Raw genomic sequence first — 20818 nt, forward strand, 5'->3', positions numbered from 1 at the left:
AGAACATCTTGTCTGAATACATTTGACCGAATGATCAACACAAGATCAAGAAAAGTACCATGAGCAGTGTTCTACCTGCAAAAAGCTTAGCTTCACTAAACAATCCAAAGCGATACGACGCTGCCACATGTAATAATATTTATCAAAAGTACATGAATTCCCCACAACAGGAATCAGCTGAAATTTGAAAAAGAACTCAAAGTATACATACTCCTCAAAATGGAAATGGGAATCACACTCGAAGAGCTATTTCGCTATGTTAGTTTAATGGGAATCGCCTATGTATTGGCTTTACCGATCGGGCTCAACCGCGAAATGAAAGCGCACGGTGCCGGACTTCGCACCTTTCCAATTGTCGCAATCTCTGCCTGCGCCTTCTTACTAGTCGGCCGCGCAGTCTTACCTGAAGGCGATCCACAAGCACGACTCATGTATGGCTTAATGACTGGCATCGGCTTTATTGGCGGCGGCGCCATCATAAAAGGTAATGGTGAAGTAAGCGGCACTGCCACAGCTGCTAGTATCTGGGCCACCGGCGCCATTGGCATGGCAGTCGCCTACCAGCAATACGCGATTGGCATCGTCCTGAGTGCCGCGAACTTCCTAACTCTTTATCTGGGCATGTCTGCAAAAAAAGAGCTGAACTGCGATCGGGAAGAAAAGAGCTAAGCAAGCAACAAGGCCATCATTCGACCAAGTGCACGAGTTAGGCTTGGCAATCGCATGAACATTTGCACAGTCATAGATTATGACTCCTGAATCCGCTCTGCAAAAATACTTTGGCATGCCCTCCTTTCGGCAGCCGCAGCAAGCGATTATCGAAGCTGTACTAGAGAAAAAAGATACTTTAGTGGTGATGCCGACGGGGGGCGGTAAAAGCCTCTGCTTTCAATTGCCCGCGCTACTGCTACCGGGGGTGACACTGGTGGTCTCACCGCTGATTGCATTGATGAAGGATCAAGTGGACGCGCTGCAAGCACGCGGCCTCCCTGCGGGGCTGCTCAACAGCTCGCAGACGCTGGAAGAGCAGCGCGCCACCCTCGACGCGATTCGCCAACGCACGCTGAAACTCGTCTATGTCGCGCCTGAGCGATTCCGCTCTCAAAGTTTCCTCAATGCGCTGCCGAAAGACGCCATCAGCTTGTTCGCCATTGACGAAGCGCACTGCCTCTCCCAGTGGGGGCACGATTTCCGGCCCGATTACATGCGACTGGGTGAAGCGCGCAAAGCACTGGGCTCGCCCCCATGTATCGCGCTGACAGCCACCGCCACCCCCGATGTGCAGAGCGACATCATGCAGGTGCTGGAAATGCGCGATCCTGCGGAATTCGTGGCAGGCTTTGCCCGTGAGAACCTAAGTTTTAAGGTGCGCAAAATCGGCTCCAACGCCGATAAGCAGGAGGCTCTACTGCGCCTGATCAAACAGCATAAGACTGGCATCATCTATTGCGCCACACGTAAGTCGGTCGATAAAGTGGCTGCCGCCATTGAGCCATTGGCAGGCTCCGTCATTCGCTACCACGGCGGGCTATCCGACAAGGAGCGCACGCAAGCGCAGGAAATTTTCATGCAGCGCAGGTCGGACGTAGTCGTCGCCACCAATGCCTTCGGCATGGGAATCGACCGTGCCGATATCCGCTTCGTGTGCCACTACGAAATGCCGGGGAGTGTGGAAGCTTACTATCAGGAAGGCGGGCGCGCAGGGCGCGATGGCGCCCCTTCGGTCTGCGAAATGCTCTTCTCCTACGCGGACAAGCGGGTGCAGGACTTTTTCATCGAAGGTGCCAACCCTGGCAAAGAACTGATCGCCCGGGTATTTGACATGCTATGCGCCGAAAGTGACGAAAACCACGAGGTGCGGCTGCCTGTCGATGACCTCTGTGAGCGTCTAAATACAGGCCGCAAGGTCAACCCGATGGCTGTCAGCACCGCCATATCCACACTCTCACGCCATAAATGGATCGAACGTTTCGAGGTGCCGGGGCGACGACTCAAAGGCACCCGCATTCTCAAACTTGGCCAAAGCGGTCGCGACCTACCACTGGACGGACAAGCTCTGGCCATCAAAGCGCAACGCGACGAGGCCCGCCTAAAGGCAGTCATTGACTTCGCTTACGCCTCCGGCTGCCGCCAGCAGTGGATTCTCAACTACTTTGGCGAACGCAACAGCCAGCCCTGCGGTCGCTGCGACGGTTGCCGGCAACGCAAGCAACTGGCCAATCGCGAGGTTAAGGCCGATGAGTGGACCTTGGTGAAGATGGCGCTCAGTGGCGTTGCTCGCATGAACAGCCGTCGCGCTCCCGACGAATGGACACCGCGCTTCGGCAAGCGTAAAATCATTCAATGCCTACTCGGCAGCCAATCGGCCCCCATCCTCGATGCGGGGCTGGACGCACTCTCCACCTATGGCATACTCAAGCGCGAAGGCAGCGCTTTTGTGGATGCACTCTTCGAAAGTTTCGAGCAAGCGGGACTGGTACAAGTCGTGACCGAAGAAGGTTTCCCCCTCTTAAAGCTCACCGAACTCGGCTCGCAAGTCATGCGCGGCGTCGCTCAACCGGCCCTGGCACTGCCCGAGCGCACCGCTGGGAGCGCCGGCAAAGTCACCACGGCCAAAAAGCTGAAAAAAGGACAGGCGCCCGAAGGCATTTTAGACAACGCACTCTATCAAAAGCTGGCTGCGAAGCGCAGCGAGATGGCCGCTGCCAGCGGCAAGCCTGCCTATACCGTATTCCCCAACTTTGTGCTGGTCGAGCTGGCCAACCTCAAACCAAGCAGCGAGCGCGAAGCGATCAAGATCCGCGGCATCGGCCCCGCTAAACTGAAAACGGTGCTACCCCCCTTCCTAGAGGTGATCAAAGCTCATAACGCGTGAACATTGAACATTGAACATTGAACATTGAACATTGAACATTGAACATTGAACATTGAACATTGAACATTGAACGGACGTCTGGCCCGTAGAGGCGAGAGACAATGAAAAATCCCCTGAAGAAGCCATTATTTCGACATTCAAACTTGGACCTTCGATGTTCGACCTTCTTTTGACTGAATTTTAAGCGAGCAACACTTAAATTTTTGCCAAAATTGTACTTGCACACTAGCGTGAACCCCATACTTTCCGTCGCTTCATGAGCACTGACAACAAGACACTTAATCGCTCCCGCAACCCGATGGACTACACGTTCAACGATGTGGAGCTACTTTCCCGTTTCGTCACAGAAACTGGTAAGATCCTTCCTCGTAAAGACACAGGCCTTTCCGCAAAGCACCAGCGTCGCATTACGAACCGCATCAAGCAGGCTCGTAACATGCTGACTATGCAGTAAGCCCTTGAGCTGAAACAGGACTTTCCAATCCTTCTCCTTTAATTAGGTGAAGGATTTTTTATATCTACCTGTCGTGTCCGCTTGCGGACCTCTCAGCGCTGCCTACAGTAATCAAAGACCACCGCAGATACGACGCACACCAGCCAAATGACCCACGCCTGCAAAATACTGCCACCGACCGAAGCGAATATTGACCTATGCGCGGATTTGCTACGCGACGAAGCAGTCGTCGGCGTCCCAACGGAGACGGTCTACGGACTCGCAGGCAATGCACTCAACGAAGTCAGCGTGCGAAAGATCTTCGAAGTGAAAGGGCGGCCCCTAATAGATCCCCTAATCGTACACTTTCATTCCTTGGAAGATGCAGAGGCTCATGTCGAATTCAACGATCGAGCTCGCAAACTAGCCGCCCAGTTCTGGCCTGGCGCGCTCACCCTAATACTCCCCAAAAAGGACAGCATCTCCGACCTCGTCACCGCGGGCCTTCCCAGCGCAGCCGTGCGTGTGCCCGCACACCCGGTATTCCGCAGTCTATTAAAACGGCTCGAATTCCCACTCGCCGCCCCCAGCGCCAACCCTTTCGGATACGTCAGCCCGACACTCGCCCAGCACGTAGATGCCACACTGGGCAATCGTATCCTCGCGGTGCTAGACGGTGGCGCCTGTGACCACGGAGTGGAATCCACCATTGTGGATCTGCGCGATCCAGCTGCGCCCAAAATCCTACGCCCAGGCCCGCTTTCAGCAGAAGCCCTAGGCATTCAAAATTGTATTCAAAACTCGGATACAAACAAAGCTACAGTCCCCAGTACCAGTGCACAGGCTGCGCCAGGCATGCTGACCCAGCACTATAGCCCGAAGACTCCGATCACATTATTTGCACACGGCACAAAAGCCCAACAAGTAAAGGAAACAGAAGCTGTGATCTATACCGTCAAGCCCAGCAATTCGAAGCTAGCGAGTGAAACATCCAACACTTTTTGGCTTTCAGAAAACGGCGAACTTGCAGAAATTGCGCATAATTTATTTGGGCTGATCCAAAAGTTGGACCAAGCCAAGTACACAAGATTACACATCGAGCGCGCCCTCAATCAAGCGATCGGCGTCGCGGTCAACGACCGTCTAAGTCGCGCTGCAGCCAAGCGCCCGTAGAATACTGACGTTCGCAAGCACTGAATCGACAAGCACTTAAAGCTATTAGAAGAAAGTAAAACAGGGATCAGCCAATCTAATCGGAAAATTATTTAGCTCTTTTTTTCCTATTTGGCACCAGATGTGCATTACACCGTGTATGCACCAAACGATTCGACTACCGCGGTGCGCTGGAGTGGCAACAGCCTCCCTTGCGTGCCTTTTTGCATTCACATCCGCTTCTGGCTCAGTTCCGAGTGAGACGCGCGACGTCCTACAAGAATGGGTCAAAGTGAAAGCACTGATCTCTCAAGAACGCGAAGAATGGGCCACTGAAAAGGCCCTGATCGCTGATACCATTGAGCTACTCAATGCTGAGAAGGAGATGCTGGCTGAGACCATTGATTCCCGCAAAGACGCCGCCGAGGCTGCTGCCAACGAGCGCACAGAGCTCTCGCTTAAAAAGGAAAGCTTAGATGCCGACGCCGCCACCTTAGGTGAAGTGCTCACCGGCTATGAGAGCGAGATGACCGCGTGGGTGCCTAGCCTGCCCGCATTGCTACAAGAGGAGCTCGCGCCCCTCATTCGTCGCTTGCCGACCGAAGAAAATGCCAGCTCCAATGCGGGAATCGGACGCCGCCTGCAATCGGTCGTCGGCATTCTGTCTCAAGTGGATAAGTTCAATTCATCTGTCACCTACCGTAAAGAGTTACGCGACTCGGGCGAAGCCACTAAAGAAACCGATACACTTTATTTCGGCCTAGCCTATGCCGTTTATAGCGATGCCGAAGGCAGTTCAGCAGGCTACGGAAAACCCGGCCCCGAAGGCTGGACCTGGGAAGCAGCCCCCGAAGCCGCAGCCGATATTAAAGAGCTGATTGCCGTCTATAAAAACGAGACGCCCGCAAAATACGTCTCGATTCCACTCTCGATTCAATAAGCGCTACGTACGCTCAATCGAAAACTACTACTACCAAACGATTCTTTGATCCATGAAACGTAGCCTATACTTTCTATTAATTAGCCTATTCTCTCTACAGTTACTCAGCGCGCAGTCACTGGATAGTGTGAAACAATCTGCCAATGCAGATCTCGAAGCAGCCCTCAGCGAACTTGCCGAATTACGTGCAGAAATTCGCGAGGAGAAAATACCACTCGCTCAAGAGCGACGTAACCTAGAAGCTGAAGTCCGCACCTTACGCGGCGAAGCCGAAGCGGCTCGCGCCGTGCAGGACAACGCCGACTTACGACTCGACCAACTGCGCTCCCAAATCAAGGGGCGCGAAGAAGAGATCCAGTATGCAAGCAACTTGCTGGACGAATACGTGCGGGGCCTACAAGCACGCATCCACGTCAGCGAAGTGGAAAGCTACGAACCGAAACTCTTGGAGATCCTCAACAGTGCGGAAGCTTCTGAAGACGGCGAGACTTCCATCACACAACTCGCCAACGGCATTGGCCTCGGCCTGGAGCGCGCCAAGGAAATCTCCGGCGGCAGCTCCTTTCAAGGCGGCGCAGTCCTTCCCGACGGTAGCTACACACAAGGCACCTTCCTGCTGGCAGGGCCTCTGGCTTACTTTTCCTCGGAAAAAGGGGGCGGTCTGGTCATCCGCGGCGAATCACTTCGCCCAGCAGTCGAGCCGATTCCTGAATACGACATTAGCGAGGCAGTCGCCTCCGCCACATCCGGCAGCACGGGCCTGATCCCGATTGATGCTTCGATGGGTAATGCACGCGCAATCGAGCAAACCAAAGAAACTCTGATCGAACACATTCAAAAGGGTGGCGTCTGGATCGTTCCTATTCTCGGCTTTGCACTGGTATCGCTCGTGATTGCAGCCTTTAAGGCACTCGAACTATACGGCATTAAAACTCCAGATGAGGGTGCCGTCGCCAAACTGGTGGGCCTAATCAAAGAAGGTAAACACGAAGAAGCCACAGAGTCCGCCGCCCACCTACCAGGTCCTGCCGGCGACATGCTGCGCATCGGTGTTCGCCACTCGGGTGAGTCTGTCGCACTCGTGGAAGAGCTCTGCATCGAGAAGGTCGTCGAGACTCAACCTCGCGTGCAACGCCTACTCTCCTTCGTCGCCACCACCGCCGCGGTCTCCCCTCTCTTGGGCCTGCTCGGCACGGTGACCGGTATGATCAACACTTTCAAATTGATCACCATCTTCGGCACCGGTGATGCGCGTAACTTATCTTCAGGTATTTCCGAAGCGCTGATCACCACCGAGTTCGGTCTGATCGTCGCCATCCCGGCCCTCATCTTACATGCTGTGCTCTCCCGCAGAGCCAATGGCATCCTCGCCACAATGGAGAAGCAAGCAATTGCCTTTGTTAATGGACTGAAAATCGCCCGCGAAAAATAATGAATAGCCACGAACTAATCACCACAATCATAGAGATATGGGTACAAGGTGGGTGGCTCATGTTCCCGCTGGCAGTGCTCGCACTATGCATTTACCTCGCGGGGTTTGAACTCGTGTTCTTCTTCCGTAAATACGGTTTCGATAAGGACGACAAAAACACCTGGGGCCACTGGATCGACAAACCAGAAGACGGCACCGGCATGCTAGGAGCCGCGATTCGATTCGCACAAGAAGGCAGCAAGCAAATGGATTCGATTCGCTCACGCGTTCACGAATTACGACACGCTTATATCAACCCTGCCCGCCGGCGCATCTACTACCTATCGATCCTAGTCACAGTCGCGCCCCTCACCGGGCTACTGGGCACGGTCATCGGTATGATCGTGACCTTCAACGGCCTGTCTTCAAGTCGCGGCAGCGCGCTAGACGTCGTCGCAGGCGGCATCTCGCAAGCGCTCATCACCACGCAAACCGGCCTCATCATCGCCATTCCTGGTTACATCTTGGTGCACCACGCCAAAACACGTTGCCAGCGATTGGAAGGCTTTTTCTCAGAGCTCGAAATACGCACAGCTCAAAAATTTGAACGCACACATAAAGAATCATGATACAACGACGCTTTTCCAGCCCAGCCGAAGAGAGTGAAGAGATCAATCTCTCACCGCTCATCGACATGGTGTTCATCCTACTGATTTTCTTCATCGTCACCACTGTCTTCGTCGAGGAAACAGGGATCGATGTGAATAAACCGGAAGCCGCCTCCGCGGTGGACCTAGACAAACAGAGTATTCTCATTGCACTCACTCCCAAGGGTGAAGTTGTTTACGGGGGCCGCGACATCGGCGTCAATGGTGTCCGCAGTCTCGTGCAACGACTCACTCGGGATGACCCCGAGATGCCAGTCATCCTACAAGCGGATAAGGCTGTCAGCACGGAGCGCCTAGTGCGCGTGATCGACGAATCTAAGCTCGGAGGTGCGCAAGTCGTTAACATCTCAACGGCGCATTAACCACCAGCCCAGACTATTTGTGAAGCATAGACCAGAAGATACCGCCCCCGATAAACCTAAGTTTTCATCGCGAAGCCTTGGAGTGATCAGCGCGGCGGCGGCCCTGACGATTGGCATCTTCGTCCTCTTTCCTTTTACTCAGTTCATCGGCAATCAAACCCGCGAACTAGTCACACTGCGATCGATCGACGTGGCTCCGCCACCGCCACCGCCACCGCCATCGGAGGAGCCACCACCGGAAGAACCGCCGGTCGAAGAAGCCCCCCCACCAGACCTATCGGAGCCACCACCTCCCTTGGATCTCGCACAACTGGAAATGGCACTGAACCCTGGCATGGGGGATGACTTCTCCAACGCGTTCTCAGTCGCTGGCTTCGATGTCGCGGGGGATACCGCCTCGGAAATCATGACCTTCGAGATCTCTGATCTCGACGAGATGCCACGTATGCTGAAAGGCCGACGCCCCAAGCATCCGCCGAATCTGCTGCGTGAGCGGGTCGAAGGCGTCGTTCGCCTGAAAGTGCTCTTGGACGAAACCGGACGCGTGAACGTGCAATCCGTCATTTCATCGACACATAGCGCTTTCGAACGCCCCGCCATTCAAGCCGCCGAAGACTTCCGCTACACGCCACCGACTAAGAACGGCGAACCTGCACGCACCGTGTTCGTTCTGCCCATGAAATTCTCTATCAATTAAACCACTCTTATCATCCATTTTGTTCAACCACGAGCGCTTATGAAAATCACACGCTTACTTACCATTCTCGCCAGTATGGCTGCTCCTTTTAGCAGCGGCTTACTCGCTCAAGACTATCCACTCAGCGAAAATCTCTGGACCAATCCTGAATTTCAAAATCGCTTCCTCGGCAGCTACGGCTTCGACACATCGATCACGCCAAAAATCACTGCCGACGAGCAAGAGATTTTCAAGCAATTGGTGCCCTTGATGCAAAACAACGCCAACGCGGCGATTCAACAATTGCGCTCCGCAATCACCAACGAGTCCAGCGCGGCACTCGACTACACCCTGGGCAATCTCTACGCTCAAGAAAACCAAGTGTCCAATGCGATTCGCTCCTATCAAACCGCGATCCGCAAGTTTCCTAATTTCTATCGCGCCTACAAAAACCTGGCATTGGTCATGGTCAATGAAGGTCGCTATGAAGAAGCGGTTCCCTTTCTGCTGAAAGGCCTCGAACTCGGTGGCACCGATGGCGCACTCTACGGCCCGCTGGGACTCGCTTATTTGAATCTAGAGAAGCCTAAGAGCGCACTGACTGCTTACGATAATGCACTGCTCTTCGCACCCGACAGCTTACAGTGGCAACAAGGCAAGCTCCGCTGCTTAATGGATCTGAACCTTTACAAAGAATCTGCCGGCATGCTGGAAGAAATGATTCTGGAAGACAGCCAAAACCAAAACTATTGGAAATGGCAGGCCAACGCCTTCCTGAGCGAGGACGACATGGCCAAGGCCAGCGCCAACCTGGAGATCCTGAAACGCTTGGGCAATGCCGACGGCGCCTCCTTAGGCCTGCTGGGCGACATCTACCTCAATGAGGGCATGACTCAAATGGCACTGGAGAATTACCTCCTCGCCGCCGATCAAGAATCACTCAGTTCCGCACGTCTAATTCGCACCGCACATAGCTTTGCAAGCCGCCGTCTATGGAACGAGGCCTCCACCTATTTGGATAAGACCAAGAGCCGACTCGACTCTCTTAGTCCGAAAGAACAATCCACCTTCCTCACACTCCAAGCACAAGCAGCCATGGGCCTGGGTGAAACCGAACAGGCTTCCACAATCCTAGAAGCACTGGTCGCGGAAGACCCGATGAACGGTCAGGCGCTATTGACCTTAGGCAACCTGCAACGCGAACTCGATCGCATCGAAGACGCGGCCTTCTCCTATGAGCAAGCCGCACAGGTCGATGAGACACGCGTCGACGCACTAGTGCAACATGCACGCATGCTGATCTCACTACGCGACTACTCACCTGCCGTCACACTACTGCAACGAGTCGTCCTACTCGAGCCAGGACCTCGCTATGAGGATTTCCTAGAGCGCGTGCAAAGCGCCAACCGCGCATCCAAGGGACAGATCTAATCGCGCACAACGACAACTGACCAAGAGCACATATATAAAATGATTCGCATTGAACAGGAAAACGACTGGCTTTTGCTCAGCCATCCAGACCACGCCGCACTCGCGGGTGAATTTGCCCGGCATTGGAAGAACGATTTCTTCGCACCGCCTAAGCCTTTCACCCACATATTGGATGCCACCGCACGTCACGACGACAGTTGGAATAACCGCGATGCATTGCCACTCCTCACGCATGAGATGAACCCCAGCGCCTTCTCCGAAGAGCTGGTGGGCACTTACGATGCATTTGAAGAAATTGATTTGCACGACTATCTGGGCGTGCGTGGTCAAGCTACGGAGGATGCCGCTTTGCGTGATCCTTATGCTGCGATTCTCATTTCGATGCACACCGTCAATCTACTCACGGTGCAAGCAGACCTCTCCACCTTAAACGATGAAGATCGCGCCTTTCACAAGGCCTTCATTGATGGCCAAATTAATCGACAAGAGGAGCTCAAGGCACGCCTGCAGCTACAAGCCGACATTGCGCCCTACCTCACAGACGAGTGCCTGCTCGCAGGATTTAAATTCCTACAGGCTTGCGACAGCTTCTCGCTCCACGTCGGTGTCGCATTCTCCAAGCCTAGCAAACTGCAGCACGCGCACCCACGGCGCGATGGCAGCGAGACTGAAATCGAGTTCATTCCCAAGGGCGATAACCATTACGTATTGAGCCCCTATCCACTGGACGAGCCGACCGTCGTATTTAAAGTGCCTTACCGTCGTGTGCCTAAAACAGCCACTTCCGGCTTGGAAGCGTTTCAAGCGGCCTATGCGGCTGCACCGATCGAACTAGTCACCGTCACCGTCTCTCAAAGCTAAGCAAACCATGAGCGCCGAAGCTAAACTTGCCGAACTCGGCATCACTCTCCCCACCGCACCCACACCGGGCGGCAACTACCTAACACACCGTCGCATGGGTAACATGCTGATACTCGCTGGAGTCATTAGTTTTAGTTCCACCGGCGAAAAATGGCAGGGCCAAATCGGTGACACCCGCGACCTGGACGAGGGTTATGCCGCCGCCAAAATGTGCGCCTTGAATGTGCTCGCAACCATTCGCGACATCACTGGCACACTCGATGCAGTCAAACAGTTCTTGTATGTGGGCGGCTATGTCAGTGCCATTCCCGCTTACGGCAAGAGCCCATCGGTGATCAATGGTGCTTCGGATTTATTCGAAGCTGTATTCGGCGAAGCGGGCAAGCACGCACGTGCTGCCGTATCCGTAGCAGGACTACCTAATAATGCTACCGTCGAAATTCAAGTTACAGTAGAATTACACTAAAACAAAGAAGCACATTAGACAGGGCGTAGTGAGTGCGATGCATTTATTGCCGTAACCAGTATTACGGCTGAATACGTGCTGTAGCGCTGTTATGGATTTTCGCCCTTTCAAACCCAATCGACCTTTCGATATAAAAAAATGGCCCGGCTATTACGGCTGGGTCATTTTAGTCGTCGGCACCCTCGGCATGATTTCTGCCGTGCCAGGCAGCCCACCGGGCATGAGTGTGTTTGTCGACGATATGATCGGCGCACTGGACCTTGAGCGTAGCAGTTTCGCACTCGCCTACACTCTCGGCACCATCGCTGCAGGCGTATGTGCGCCCATTGCTGGCCGCTTTATTGATCGCTTAGGCGCACGAGTCATTGGCTGCCTGAGTTATTTCGGCCTGGGGCTCATCCTACTCTTTACCGGCTACATCGGGCAAATTTATTCCATGTTTCCGAGCGCGGAGACGACCTCGGTCCCCTACGCCTTTATCCTGATATTTATTTCGTTTGCCGGCATTCGCTTGATGGGTGTCAGTTTCTCAATGACGACTTGCCGCTCCATGGTCTTTCGATGGTTCGAAGGTAAGCGTGGTTGGGCCGCTGCCATCAATGGCACCATGCTCTCGCTCAGCTTCTCAACCGCCCCCTTACTCCTGAACGGATTTGTGATTTCACTCGGCTGGCAACGCACATGGATCACTTTGGGCTGCATTTTCATCTTTGGCATGACGACAATGGCCTACGTCTTCTTTCGCGACAGCCCAGAGGCCTGTGGCGTCGAAGTGGAGCAGTCGACTTCCAAGCGCAAAGACAGTAAAATCAGAGTGCCGATCGTCAAAGAATTTACCGCTCCGGAAGCACTGCGCACCAGCACATTTTGGTATTTTGTCGCGGGCTTGGCATTGAATGGTTTGATCGGCACTGGTATTTCATTCCATATCATTGGGCTTGGTGACTCGCTGGGAATGACTCGCGAGGCTGCTGTGGGCGTCTTCCTCCCCTCCTCGTTTTTTCACATTGGTACCACGATACTCATCGGCAGCTATGCAGAACGCTTAAAGATGAAGCATGTGCTGAGCTTTATGGTGATCGCTCAGCTGCTCTCACTGGCCGGGGCTTACCACTTGTCAGACACTTTCTGGCGCTGGTGCTTCATTGTGGGCAGCGGCTGCGCCTGGGGCTCCTTTGGGGTTCTGGTCAATGTGCCATGGGCACGCTTCTACGGCCGTAAAAACCTGGGCGCAATCAATGGTTGGGTCACGGGCGTCATGATCGTCACCAGTGCACTCGGCCCCTACTTGTTCGGACTCTGCTACGAGCTAACCGACGCCTTCTCGATCGCCATCATCGCCTGCTCCGTGCTCTGTCCGATCGTATTCATATTCTCACTACTCTCAGACAATCCACAAGCAGTCATCTACTACAATAAGAAGGCAAAAACCAAAGGCCCATGAATCGACGACATTTCATAAAAAACAGCCTGATTGGCGTGTCCGCAAGCATCGCCCTGTCTCCCTGGTCAGCCTTCGGTCAAGGGCCCGCGATACTCGGCTCAGATAAGCTACGCCCACAACTCAAGCACGGAGCCGCCAGTGGTGATGTCGATACGACCAGTGCCGTGCTCTGGTCGAAAACAAATCAGAGCGCTCAGATGTGGGTCGAGCTCAGCACCCTGCCCGATTTCTCAAAAGTTGAAACACTCAAAGGGGGGCACGCACTCCAACAAACGGATTATAACGCGCACACCCTAGTCAGGCGTTTGTTGCCCAACACCCGTTACTTCTACCGCGTTCATTTTCAATCGTTGAAAGATCCCAAACTGCGCAGCGAGCACTGCAGTGGACAATTTAAGACAGCGCCCACTGAAGCCTGCGATGTGCGCTTCTGCTGGTCGGCCGACACTGCAGGACAAGGCTTCGGCATCGATCCCGCCCACGGAGGTATGCTCACCTTCGCCTCCATTCGCGCACGTAAGCCGGACTTTTTCGTCAACTCGGGCGACTTGATCTACGCCGACAACCCGATGTCCTCCGAAGTCACACTCGACGACGGCAGCATCTGGCGCAATCAACTGATGGAAGCCAAAACACGCGTCGCAGAATCCACCGACGACTTTCGACAAAACTTCTACTACAATTTGCAGGACGATCACCTACGAGCCTTACAAGCCGAAGTGCCGATGATCCAGCAGTGGGATGACCACGAAGTCGTCAACAACTGGTATCCGCAAGAAATACTCGATGACGACCGCTATACGCTAAAGGATGTCAAGCAACTCGCACACAATGCCAAGACCGCCTTCTTCAACTGCAATCCCATCCGTCCTCACGACACGGATCCCGGCCGCATTTACCGCAAAATTAGCCGCGGCCCACTCTTAGATCTATTCGTGATCGACCTACGCAGTTACCGCGGCCCCAACAGCTACAATCATCAGACTCAACAGAGCGAGGAAACTGCTTTTCTAGGTGCGGACCAACTCAAGTGGCTCAAAGCCGAGCTCAAAGCCTCCAAGGCGACTTGGAAGATTATTTGTAGTGACATGCCGATCGGACTGGTCGTCGCCGAATGGGGCAAAGAAATCTACGAAAATGGAGCGAACGGCGATCACGGCGCCCCCCTCGGACGCGAACTGGAACTGGCCGACCTGTTCCAAAACATTGCGCGCGAAGACATCACCAACGTGCACTTCATCACCGCCGACGTTCACTACTGCGCGTCACACTATTACAATCCCGCCAAGGCCAGCTTCAAAGACTTCAAGCCCTTCTGGGAATTTGTCAGCGGCCCACTACATGCAGGTAACTTCGGCCCCAACCCACTCGATGGCACCTTCGGCCCCGAGGTCAAATTCACCGGCATCCCCGAAGGCATGGCCCCCTTCACGCCACCTTCCGAAGGCCTCCAGTTTTTCGGAGAAATGGAAATCGATGGAAAAACGCAAGCGCTGACCGTCCGTCACTTCAATCGAATCGGCGAAGAAATCTGGTCTAAAGAACTCCAGCCAGAGCAAGCAGCCAAGGTATAAAACGACAAGCCGTAAAGAAGAAATCAGGCATAAGAGGACACGGCCTTGTGCCGCACCAACAGAGTGGAGGACAAAGCGACATTGGGTTTAACGACTCCCTTTTCTTCCCCGGTTCAAAGAATCGAGGCCACGTATCTTCAATCCTTGGGATTGGAGCTATCGGCAAGCGCGAGACAGATCGTCCGACCTACGCTCCCGGCTCAAAGAACCGAGGCCATGTATCTTCAATCCTAGGGATTGGAGCTATCGGCAGGCACAAGACAGATCGCCCGACCAACGCTCCCCGGCTCAAAGAACCGAGGCCACGTATCTTCAATCCTTGGGATTGGAGCTATCAGCAACCCCAAGACAGATCGTCCGACCTACGCTCCCCGGTTCGAAGAACCGAGGCCACGTATCTTCAAGCCTAAGGATTGGGGCTCTCGGCAGGCGCGAGACAGATCGTCCGACCTACGCTCCCCGGTTCAAAGAACCGAGGCTACGTATCTTCAATCCTAAGGATTGGAGCTATCGGCAGGCACGGCGCACTCACGCCTACATGTGATCTTCAGGCTTGGTATTCTTCGCTGCCGCTGCGATACGTGCCACGCGTTCTGCGACCTCACTGCGCAATTCGGGCAGATCATGTTTCAAGACTTCACCGGCTTCCACTTGCTTCACTCCGCGCACCCAAACGCTCTCAATATTCGAAGCATCACTGGCAAAAACTAAAGTGGCGTATGGGTCGAAGACCGGAGAAACGGGATCGATGATTAAAAAGTCCGCATACTTCCCCGGTGCCAAACTGCCCACTTGATCCTCAACCTCCAGCACTTCGGCCGTCTTTAAGGTGTGCATCTCTAAGATCTGATAGCAGCTCATGATTCCGGCATCGGAATCACGCATACGGAGTGCATACATGCCCATTCGCATATTCTGAAAGGGATCCGCAATGTCGGCGCTGGCGGCGCCATCCACCCCCAGGCCGACTTGCAACCCCTGATCTATATAACGTGGAACATCCGCCAGGCCTGAAGCCAAACGTCCGTTCGAAAGTGGATTCCAGATCATCTTCGCACCTGCCGCAGCCGACACATTAAGGATCTCATCCGTCACATGTATAAAATGAGCATATACCAGGCCATCCCAGACGGCACCTCCCTCTTTCATCGTCTGGAAGTTAGATTGTCCGGATTTAAGTGATTCCGCCTTCTCTTCCAGGTAGTGAACCTGCATATCGAGCCCCAACTCTTTAGCCACGGAGACTTCTTCACTCATTTTATCGGCGCCGCGATAAATGCCCACTCCATGTAAGCCAAAACCCAGACAAGGATGCCCGTCGGGCAGAGCCTCGGTCTCTGCAATCAAATCGACCAGTTTTGCTTTACGAGCCTCAACATCGGGCTCATCGGAATCGAGCACATAGCTGTAGATGAAATGCTGTCCGGCATCCATCTCTGCCGCAAATTGCTCCATATAATCCTCGTAGCTGGGAGCGATTGTTTGCGAATGATTCAACGTAGTGGTGATGCCATTGACCATCTGATCGAGAGCTCCATGCAAGGTAAAGGCATACATGTCGCCGGTCTCAAAATGCCGGCCGAAGGTCCAATGTAGACTCTTCAGCCAGCCATAGAGTTCTTGATCCGCGCCAAGTCCACGAAAGGCACTTTGCCACAAGTGATTGTGCCCCGAAACAAAACCGGGCATCACAATACGCCCACGCGCGTCGACGATCTCCTCGGAGGAAGATGCCGGTGGCTCACCCGCCTCGATCGCGACGATGCGACCATCTTCGCCGACTTCCATATAACCATCAATCACCGTCGCCTGCCCATCCGCCATAGTGAGGATCATATCGGAGCGGACCTGATAGGCGTGAACGATGGATCCTGTCGCTAGAGCGAGCAGGACTGCAGTGCGTGTGATGCTAGGTTTCATAGGTTTTATAATGAGGTCTTCAGTTTAACTGACTAATTCGGTGAGTCGCGCGGCGAGGGCCTCGGCGGCGCGTGAGATCCAGAGCTCGCCCTTCTCGCGGGTGGCCACGGTGGCATCGCCCACCACTCCGGAACGTGAAATATCTAAAGTCTTCCACGCATAAGTTGCGGGGGCGAATTCAGATTTTAAGATCTTAGGATCGTCCAGAGTGCCCGTCCAGCAGCAGGTAGCGGACGCGGGGTCCACCATATCGGGGGTGGTCGCATACATCAGCGAAGACTCCACTTCGTTGGCATGTATGCCGTAGGCGCGCTCACGGGCACAGATGTCAATTTCGTAGGGAGAGGAAAGCACTTGCACTTCCATGCCATAGTCTAAACTCAACTCACGCAGTGCACTTTTAATCACTGAGATATTGCCACCGTGCGTATTCAAAACTCCTATACGTTTGAATCCCCACTCCGAAAGCTGACGTCCCGCAGACACAATCAATTGTCGTAGCGATTCACGATGCAGTATCAAGGTGCCTGGATATCCGGTATGCTCATTACTTTTGGCAGCCTGAATAGGCGGAGCCACATAGACGGGGGCATCTTCTGCCAGCAGTGGCATCGCTCGGTCTAAATAAATCTGCCCGAGCAGTGCATCCACACCTACAGGTAGTTGCGGACCATGTTGCTCAATCGCTCCAGTTGGCAAGACTACAAAGGCTTTGTCCTTATTCGGCAATGTATCGATTGCCCCACGTGTCATCGCAGGCAAATAACGGTTTCTATAACTGGGCCAACTCATTCTGTTTCCTCCTTATTCAAAGCGTAATCTTGCAGGGGTGCGTGGGTATCAATTTCGCGCAGTAAGCGCGCGGTGGATGCCACCACTTCGTCCAATAGCACCGAAGCGCCCTCAGGGTGTGCCCCCAATGGATCATTTGTTTTCACGACAGAGCCTGGAATCGGATCCAGTGCTGCTGCGGCCTCCGTATCGACGCGCTCTGCCGCCTCGCCAAGCACCTCGGTAAGAATCGAATCGAGACCACTGCGGTCCCCTCCCCGACTAGGGTGGAAGTCGAGCCCAACCCCGGAAAGGTTGACACAGAAGATTTGCAAATCATGCACCACCCGCAGGTCGCGCGCGCACACATCGATCCATTCCTCAAGAAATGGGCTGGTATTGAACAAAACAAAGCGCTTGAAGCCGGGCACGGCTGCGGAGCGAATCGTCTCAATCATCATTTGATGCGCGAGCTCAATGTCTAAGTGAAATTGTGTGCCGACCGACTGACGCGGACTGAAACGGATCGGAGGCAGCACTAAAGCCGTCAATTCCTCACGCGTCGCTTCCAGTGCCTGGTCTAAGACGACTGAGCCCACAACTTCCTCCGAATCCATTGGACGCCCCATGCACCAGTCGGCAATCGAGTAAACGGGTAGTATCACAAGCGTTTGCTCGGGTGATGCGTATTCATCAAATTGCGGCCAGCGCCTGGCATGCCAGGCGAAGTCGTCGTTTCCTTCATAAAGGTAATGTTTCATATTAATTGTGTTGGTAGATCACTTTCCCGGCGCGCACAGTTTGTAGCACGTCTTCGGGAGTGACACGGGTGAGCACAGACGCGACGAGGTGTGCACTTCGTCGCAGATGCGTTTGATTAAAATCTAAGACCGTAAAATTGGCGACACTTCCCAGCTCAAGTGCGCCCGGCAGTTCTTGTCCCCAGCGTGTTTTAGAGACATTGGAAGTGGCCATTTTTAAAATTTCTGCCGGATCGGGGCGCAGCGCATCACCATACTGGCTCTTGGCGAGCTTATAGGTAAAATCAAGTTCAGCCAACATGCTGGGACTGTTCAGTAGGCCATTATCAGTGCCTAACAATAGGTTCACGCCCGCATCCATTAATTTTGCTATAGGCGGTAGCGGCAGCCCAAGGTTCGCATTGGCACGTGGGTTCAACACCGCAGTGATTCCAGAATCTGCCAGCAATTGTATTTCGTCGTCATTGGCGACTGTTAGATGCACAATCAGATCTGGTTGATACAACTCGATTGCTTGAATCAAATCCCCACGCTGCGTCCGCTGCAATGAAAGCTCACGGTAGCCCTCATTCTCCAAACAATGCACCGCACGCGCTTTGCCCATGGCATGGGTTAAATTGCGCACGCTTTGCCACGCGGGATCGGTCAGGTCGTTCATGGTACTCTCGGAGAAACCATCGGCGACTTCCAACAGCGCACGTAGCTCATTCATCGCCGTAGCATCGAAATCGGCCGTATTGCGAGTCAGGGCTGCGAGATCAAAAGGTACACTATCGAACTGCCCAAGGATGACTGAACGCACACCCGTGCGATCACTGGCTTCTCTTAAGCGTGTCGCGCCCTCGGCTCCCTGCTCTCGGAAATCAAAATGCGCCACCGTGCCACTGCATGCCATGTAGCTAAGCGCATCGCTAATAAAGTCTACATGCGACGCGCGATCCAACTTCGCAATCTCGCGATACTTGAAACCATCTGGCCGAAAGAAGCCCTCTTCCAAGGTCAAGCCAGTCGCGCCATCTGGAATAAAGCTGTCGCCCATGTGAGTATGCGCATTCACCAAGCCGGGAATGATCACAATCGCTCCATGCTCAATGCGCTGCACCGGCTCGATGAGGTCCATCTCAACGATTCGATCCCCCTCCGCACGGAAAGACGCGCAACGCATCGGAGCCATTTCGGGTCCGTGAAAAACAATACAATCCTGATAATGCATGGCGCGTGCCTAGCTTTCTGACTCTTCCCCGAACTCGGGCAGATAAAGAAACAGCATGACGATGCCGATACAGGCAAACATGCGAAAGGCGGCGTCCTGCCCATTCCAGCTCGGAGATTGCCACATGGTAAACCACTCACCACCCACTGAAATAAATGCGATAAACCACTGTAACATGCTCAAAACCAAACCCGCGATCGCGAATTGCTTAGCACCTTCAAATTCGGCCTTAGTCCCCTTCAAGCGCTTGAATAACTGATAGCCGCCAAAGATACATAGGCCCATTGCGGATGCTTCCCAGAGAATGATTGAGAAATAAAAGATGGTATGAATCGCAGGCGAATCAATCGCACGCCACATCAGTTGATTCCCCTCAAAGACAGTCGTCATGCCGAGCACATTCTCAACGAAGAGATAGTTGGATCCGTAGTCAGTAATATTATTAAGGACCACAAGGAATAGGAAGAACGCAACCGAGAGTACGAGCGCGATTTTAGATAGTCGAATCAGTATCATGCAGACCTCTTAGCAAAATCAAAGCCAAGTTCACATTCAGGCCGCGAAAGATAAAAAGTATACCAAATGCATCAGAGCTCATCGTATGCAGGCACACTGCTCGCATCTGAATGATAACCGATCAACTCGCGTGTTTGATTGGGGCGCGAGAGTAACTCATTAAAACTCTTCGCCGCGAAAGCAACCATTCGGGCATCCATGCCAACTGCAATTTTACCGTATTGAGAAAGCCCCATAATCGCAGCTGGTCCGGAAGTCACCATCGCACAAGCTGCAGCGGGTTTTGTATCAAGATGAGCGATACGAATACTTTGCGTAAAGACTTCAAACATATCAAAATCACCCCATGCGTAAAAGGCGTCCCGCACATTATCGCTAGCGCAAGCCGTCGTCACACCGGCATCATGCAATTCATGTAAAAGTGTCACGCCGCGCCAGCGCGGCGTACCGCGGTGCCCCGTCTCCGTAGGGCGCCCTTGCAAATACAAATTACACAGTGGCAGCGAAATAATCTGCACTCCGGCTTCCCGCACCAGATCAATCGTGGATGCCGCACGCTCCGCATCTTGCACGGCCAAACTACAAACATGGCCACAAGTGACAGGGTAAGGAAATTCTTTCTCCAAAACAATCTGAGCAATATGTCGCAAACACTCCGCCTCGGCATTGCCATTTTCATCCACATGTAAATCAACACCCACGCCCATCTCGGCTGCGAGATCGAAAAAGTAGCGCAACTGTTTATCCAAGTCCGGATTCATTTGCGGCATCCCTCCCAGCAGCGCGTTCGGATGCTTCAGCGTCCACTCCGCAATGCGCCGACCGGCAGGTTCCAGGTATGACTCGATCCCACACAGACTGACTGTCTGTAAATCGATCCGGCCCGCCCACTCTTCGCGTAAGGTTTGCATGGCATCGTGACTGACCTCGCCCCAATCCAGCCCCGTATCGACATGGGTGCGTAGCGCCACGCTTCCGTGCGCCTCAGCACAGCGAAGCGCAAAAGTCCCGCGCCGATAGAGATCTTCGGCGGTCCAATTCTCCTTATCCTTACTGAGCAATTCAATCGCATCCCAGAACTCGCCACGCACATTAGGTGCACGAGCCCAGGTAAAGGCCTTATCAATATGCACGTGGGCATCCAAGAAGCCGGGCATCACAATGCGCCCCTGCAAGTCATTCACCGAGGCTGCTTCACTGGCATGGCCTGAACCAGCGGGATCGACAGCTGTGATCAAGCCATCCTGCATACGGATATCACAATCAACGAGTACACTTTCTCCTTGAGGAAAAGGTGAGAGACTGCGCGGAATACGCGCATTTTTTAAAATAATTTCAGTCATT

General features: G+C 53.7%; 20 protein-coding genes. 14 read left to right on the top strand and 6 right to left on the bottom strand.

Going from position 1 to position 20818, the window contains the following annotated elements:
- Positions 1-219 precede the first annotated feature (219 nt).
- The 14 genes from QEH59_RS03060 to QEH59_RS03125 all read left to right on the top strand — a co-directional run bounded on the left by QEH59_RS03060 (position 220) and on the right by QEH59_RS03125 (position 14293).
- A complete protein-coding gene (locus QEH59_RS03060; protein ID WP_308983893.1) occupies positions 220-669 on the top strand; it encodes an MgtC/SapB family protein in 450 nt (149 codons plus the stop codon).
- Positions 670-748: 79 nt separating this feature from the next.
- The gene (locus QEH59_RS03065; RefSeq protein ID WP_308983894.1) at positions 749-2875 is read left to right on the top strand and encodes a RecQ family ATP-dependent DNA helicase; all 2127 of its coding nucleotides are present in this window, start codon (positions 749-751) and stop codon (positions 2873-2875) included.
- Positions 2876-3131: 256 nt separating this feature from the next.
- Positions 3132-3329, top strand: coding sequence for a 30S ribosomal protein S18 (gene rpsR / locus QEH59_RS03070; protein ID WP_308949616.1), 198 nt, complete (start codon positions 3132-3134; stop codon positions 3327-3329).
- Positions 3330-3476: 147 nt separating this feature from the next.
- A complete protein-coding gene (locus QEH59_RS03075; protein WP_308983895.1) occupies positions 3477-4481 on the top strand; it encodes an L-threonylcarbamoyladenylate synthase in 1005 nt (334 codons plus the stop codon).
- 175 nt (positions 4482-4656) lie between these two features.
- Entirely contained in the window at positions 4657-5400 is a 744-nt protein-coding gene (locus tag QEH59_RS03080) for a DUF3450 family protein (protein ID WP_308983896.1), read from the top strand.
- A gap of 52 nt (positions 5401-5452) precedes the next feature.
- A complete protein-coding gene (locus QEH59_RS03085) occupies positions 5453-6832 on the top strand; it encodes a MotA/TolQ/ExbB proton channel family protein (protein ID WP_308949619.1) in 1380 nt (459 codons plus the stop codon).
- On the top strand, positions 6832-7440 hold the full coding sequence (locus QEH59_RS03090) for a MotA/TolQ/ExbB proton channel family protein (protein WP_308949620.1): 609 nt from the start codon (positions 6832-6834) through the stop codon (positions 7438-7440). Before QEH59_RS03085 ends, QEH59_RS03090 begins: the two co-directional genes overlap by 1 nt.
- Entirely contained in the window at positions 7437-7841 is a 405-nt protein-coding gene (locus tag QEH59_RS03095) for an ExbD/TolR family protein (RefSeq protein ID WP_308949622.1), read from the top strand. Before QEH59_RS03090 ends, QEH59_RS03095 begins: the two co-directional genes overlap by 4 nt.
- 19 nt (positions 7842-7860) lie before the next feature.
- Positions 7861-8538 (top strand): energy transducer TonB, encoded by a 678-nt coding sequence (locus QEH59_RS03100; RefSeq protein ID WP_308949623.1) that lies wholly within the window; start codon positions 7861-7863, stop codon positions 8536-8538.
- 39 nt (positions 8539-8577) lie between these two features.
- The gene (locus QEH59_RS03105) at positions 8578-9948 is read left to right on the top strand and encodes a tetratricopeptide repeat protein (RefSeq protein WP_308949624.1); all 1371 of its coding nucleotides are present in this window, start codon (positions 8578-8580) and stop codon (positions 9946-9948) included.
- Between the two features lie 39 nt (positions 9949-9987).
- Positions 9988-10809 carry a DUF3891 family protein gene (locus QEH59_RS03110; RefSeq protein WP_308983897.1) on the top strand — a complete coding sequence of 274 codons (822 nt, stop codon included), beginning with the start codon at positions 9988-9990 and terminating at the stop codon, positions 10807-10809.
- 7 nt (positions 10810-10816) lie between these two features.
- Positions 10817-11275 (top strand): RidA family protein, encoded by a 459-nt coding sequence (locus QEH59_RS03115; RefSeq protein WP_308983898.1) that lies wholly within the window; start codon positions 10817-10819, stop codon positions 11273-11275.
- 91 nt (positions 11276-11366) lie between these two features.
- Positions 11367-12719 carry an MFS transporter gene (locus tag QEH59_RS03120; protein ID WP_308983899.1) on the top strand — a complete coding sequence of 451 codons (1353 nt, stop codon included), beginning with the start codon at positions 11367-11369 and terminating at the stop codon, positions 12717-12719.
- The gene (locus QEH59_RS03125; RefSeq protein ID WP_308983900.1) at positions 12716-14293 is read left to right on the top strand and encodes an alkaline phosphatase D family protein; all 1578 of its coding nucleotides are present in this window, start codon (positions 12716-12718) and stop codon (positions 14291-14293) included. Before QEH59_RS03120 ends, QEH59_RS03125 begins: the two co-directional genes overlap by 4 nt.
- Positions 14294-14827: 534 nt before the next feature.
- On the opposite strand, the gene QEH59_RS03130 is transcribed toward QEH59_RS03125, so the two are convergent.
- The 6 genes from QEH59_RS03130 to QEH59_RS03155 form a co-directional block, all read right to left on the bottom strand.
- A complete protein-coding gene (locus QEH59_RS03130) occupies positions 14828-16213 on the bottom strand; it encodes an amidohydrolase family protein (RefSeq protein WP_308983901.1) in 1386 nt (461 codons plus the stop codon).
- A 24-nt stretch (positions 16214-16237) separates the two neighbouring features.
- Positions 16238-17005, bottom strand: coding sequence for a creatininase family protein (locus QEH59_RS03135; protein ID WP_308983902.1), 768 nt, complete (start codon positions 17003-17005; stop codon positions 16238-16240).
- On the bottom strand, positions 17002-17745 hold the full coding sequence (locus QEH59_RS03140) for a creatininase family protein (protein ID WP_308983903.1): 744 nt from the start codon (positions 17743-17745) through the stop codon (positions 17002-17004). Before QEH59_RS03140 ends, QEH59_RS03135 begins: the two co-directional genes overlap by 4 nt.
- Before the next feature lies 1 nt (position 17746).
- Positions 17747-18958 carry an amidohydrolase family protein gene (locus tag QEH59_RS03145; protein WP_308983904.1) on the bottom strand — a complete coding sequence of 404 codons (1212 nt, stop codon included), beginning with the start codon at positions 18956-18958 and terminating at the stop codon, positions 17747-17749.
- 9 nt (positions 18959-18967) lie between these two features.
- On the bottom strand, positions 18968-19474 hold the full coding sequence (locus QEH59_RS03150; RefSeq protein ID WP_308951461.1) for a DUF2165 family protein: 507 nt from the start codon (positions 19472-19474) through the stop codon (positions 18968-18970).
- Between the two features lie 71 nt (positions 19475-19545).
- Positions 19546-20817 (bottom strand): cytosine deaminase, encoded by a 1272-nt coding sequence (locus tag QEH59_RS03155; protein WP_308983905.1) that lies wholly within the window; start codon positions 20815-20817, stop codon positions 19546-19548.
- Between the last annotated feature and the right edge of the window lies 1 nt (position 20818).

Origin of the sequence: Thalassobacterium sedimentorum (assembly GCF_031127905.1) — a bacterium.
In the GTDB taxonomy this organism is placed as follows: domain Bacteria; phylum Verrucomicrobiota; class Verrucomicrobiia; order Opitutales; family Coraliomargaritaceae; genus Thalassobacterium; species Thalassobacterium sedimentorum.

Coding starts and splice junctions, on each gene's coding strand:
- QEH59_RS03060 (WP_308983893.1), top strand. CDS start 220: ATGGAAATGGGAATCACACTCGAAGAGCTATTTCGCTATGTTAGTTTA.
- QEH59_RS03065 (WP_308983894.1), top strand. CDS start 749: ATGACTCCTGAATCCGCTCTGCAAAAATACTTTGGCATGCCCTCCTTT.
- rpsR (WP_308949616.1), top strand. CDS start 3,132: ATGAGCACTGACAACAAGACACTTAATCGCTCCCGCAACCCGATGGAC.
- QEH59_RS03075 (WP_308983895.1), top strand. CDS start 3,477: ATGACCCACGCCTGCAAAATACTGCCACCGACCGAAGCGAATATTGAC.
- QEH59_RS03085 (WP_308949619.1), top strand. CDS start 5,453: ATGAAACGTAGCCTATACTTTCTATTAATTAGCCTATTCTCTCTACAG.
- QEH59_RS03090 (WP_308949620.1), top strand. CDS start 6,832: ATGAATAGCCACGAACTAATCACCACAATCATAGAGATATGGGTACAA.
- QEH59_RS03095 (WP_308949622.1), top strand. CDS start 7,437: ATGATACAACGACGCTTTTCCAGCCCAGCCGAAGAGAGTGAAGAGATC.
- QEH59_RS03105 (WP_308949624.1), top strand. CDS start 8,578: ATGAAAATCACACGCTTACTTACCATTCTCGCCAGTATGGCTGCTCCT.
- QEH59_RS03110 (WP_308983897.1), top strand. CDS start 9,988: ATGATTCGCATTGAACAGGAAAACGACTGGCTTTTGCTCAGCCATCCA.
- QEH59_RS03115 (WP_308983898.1), top strand. CDS start 10,817: ATGAGCGCCGAAGCTAAACTTGCCGAACTCGGCATCACTCTCCCCACC.
- QEH59_RS03120 (WP_308983899.1), top strand. CDS start 11,367: ATGGATTTTCGCCCTTTCAAACCCAATCGACCTTTCGATATAAAAAAA.
- QEH59_RS03125 (WP_308983900.1), top strand. CDS start 12,716: ATGAATCGACGACATTTCATAAAAAACAGCCTGATTGGCGTGTCCGCA.
- QEH59_RS03130 (WP_308983901.1), bottom strand. CDS start 16,213: ATGAAACCTAGCATCACACGCACTGCAGTCCTGCTCGCTCTAGCGACA.
- QEH59_RS03135 (WP_308983902.1), bottom strand. CDS start 17,005: ATGAGTTGGCCCAGTTATAGAAACCGTTATTTGCCTGCGATGACACGT.
- QEH59_RS03140 (WP_308983903.1), bottom strand. CDS start 17,745: ATGAAACATTACCTTTATGAAGGAAACGACGACTTCGCCTGGCATGCC.
- QEH59_RS03145 (WP_308983904.1), bottom strand. CDS start 18,958: ATGCATTATCAGGATTGTATTGTTTTTCACGGACCCGAAATGGCTCCG.
- QEH59_RS03150 (WP_308951461.1), bottom strand. CDS start 19,474: ATGATACTGATTCGACTATCTAAAATCGCGCTCGTACTCTCGGTTGCG.
- QEH59_RS03155 (WP_308983905.1), bottom strand. CDS start 20,817: ATGACTGAAATTATTTTAAAAAATGCGCGTATTCCGCGCAGTCTCTCA.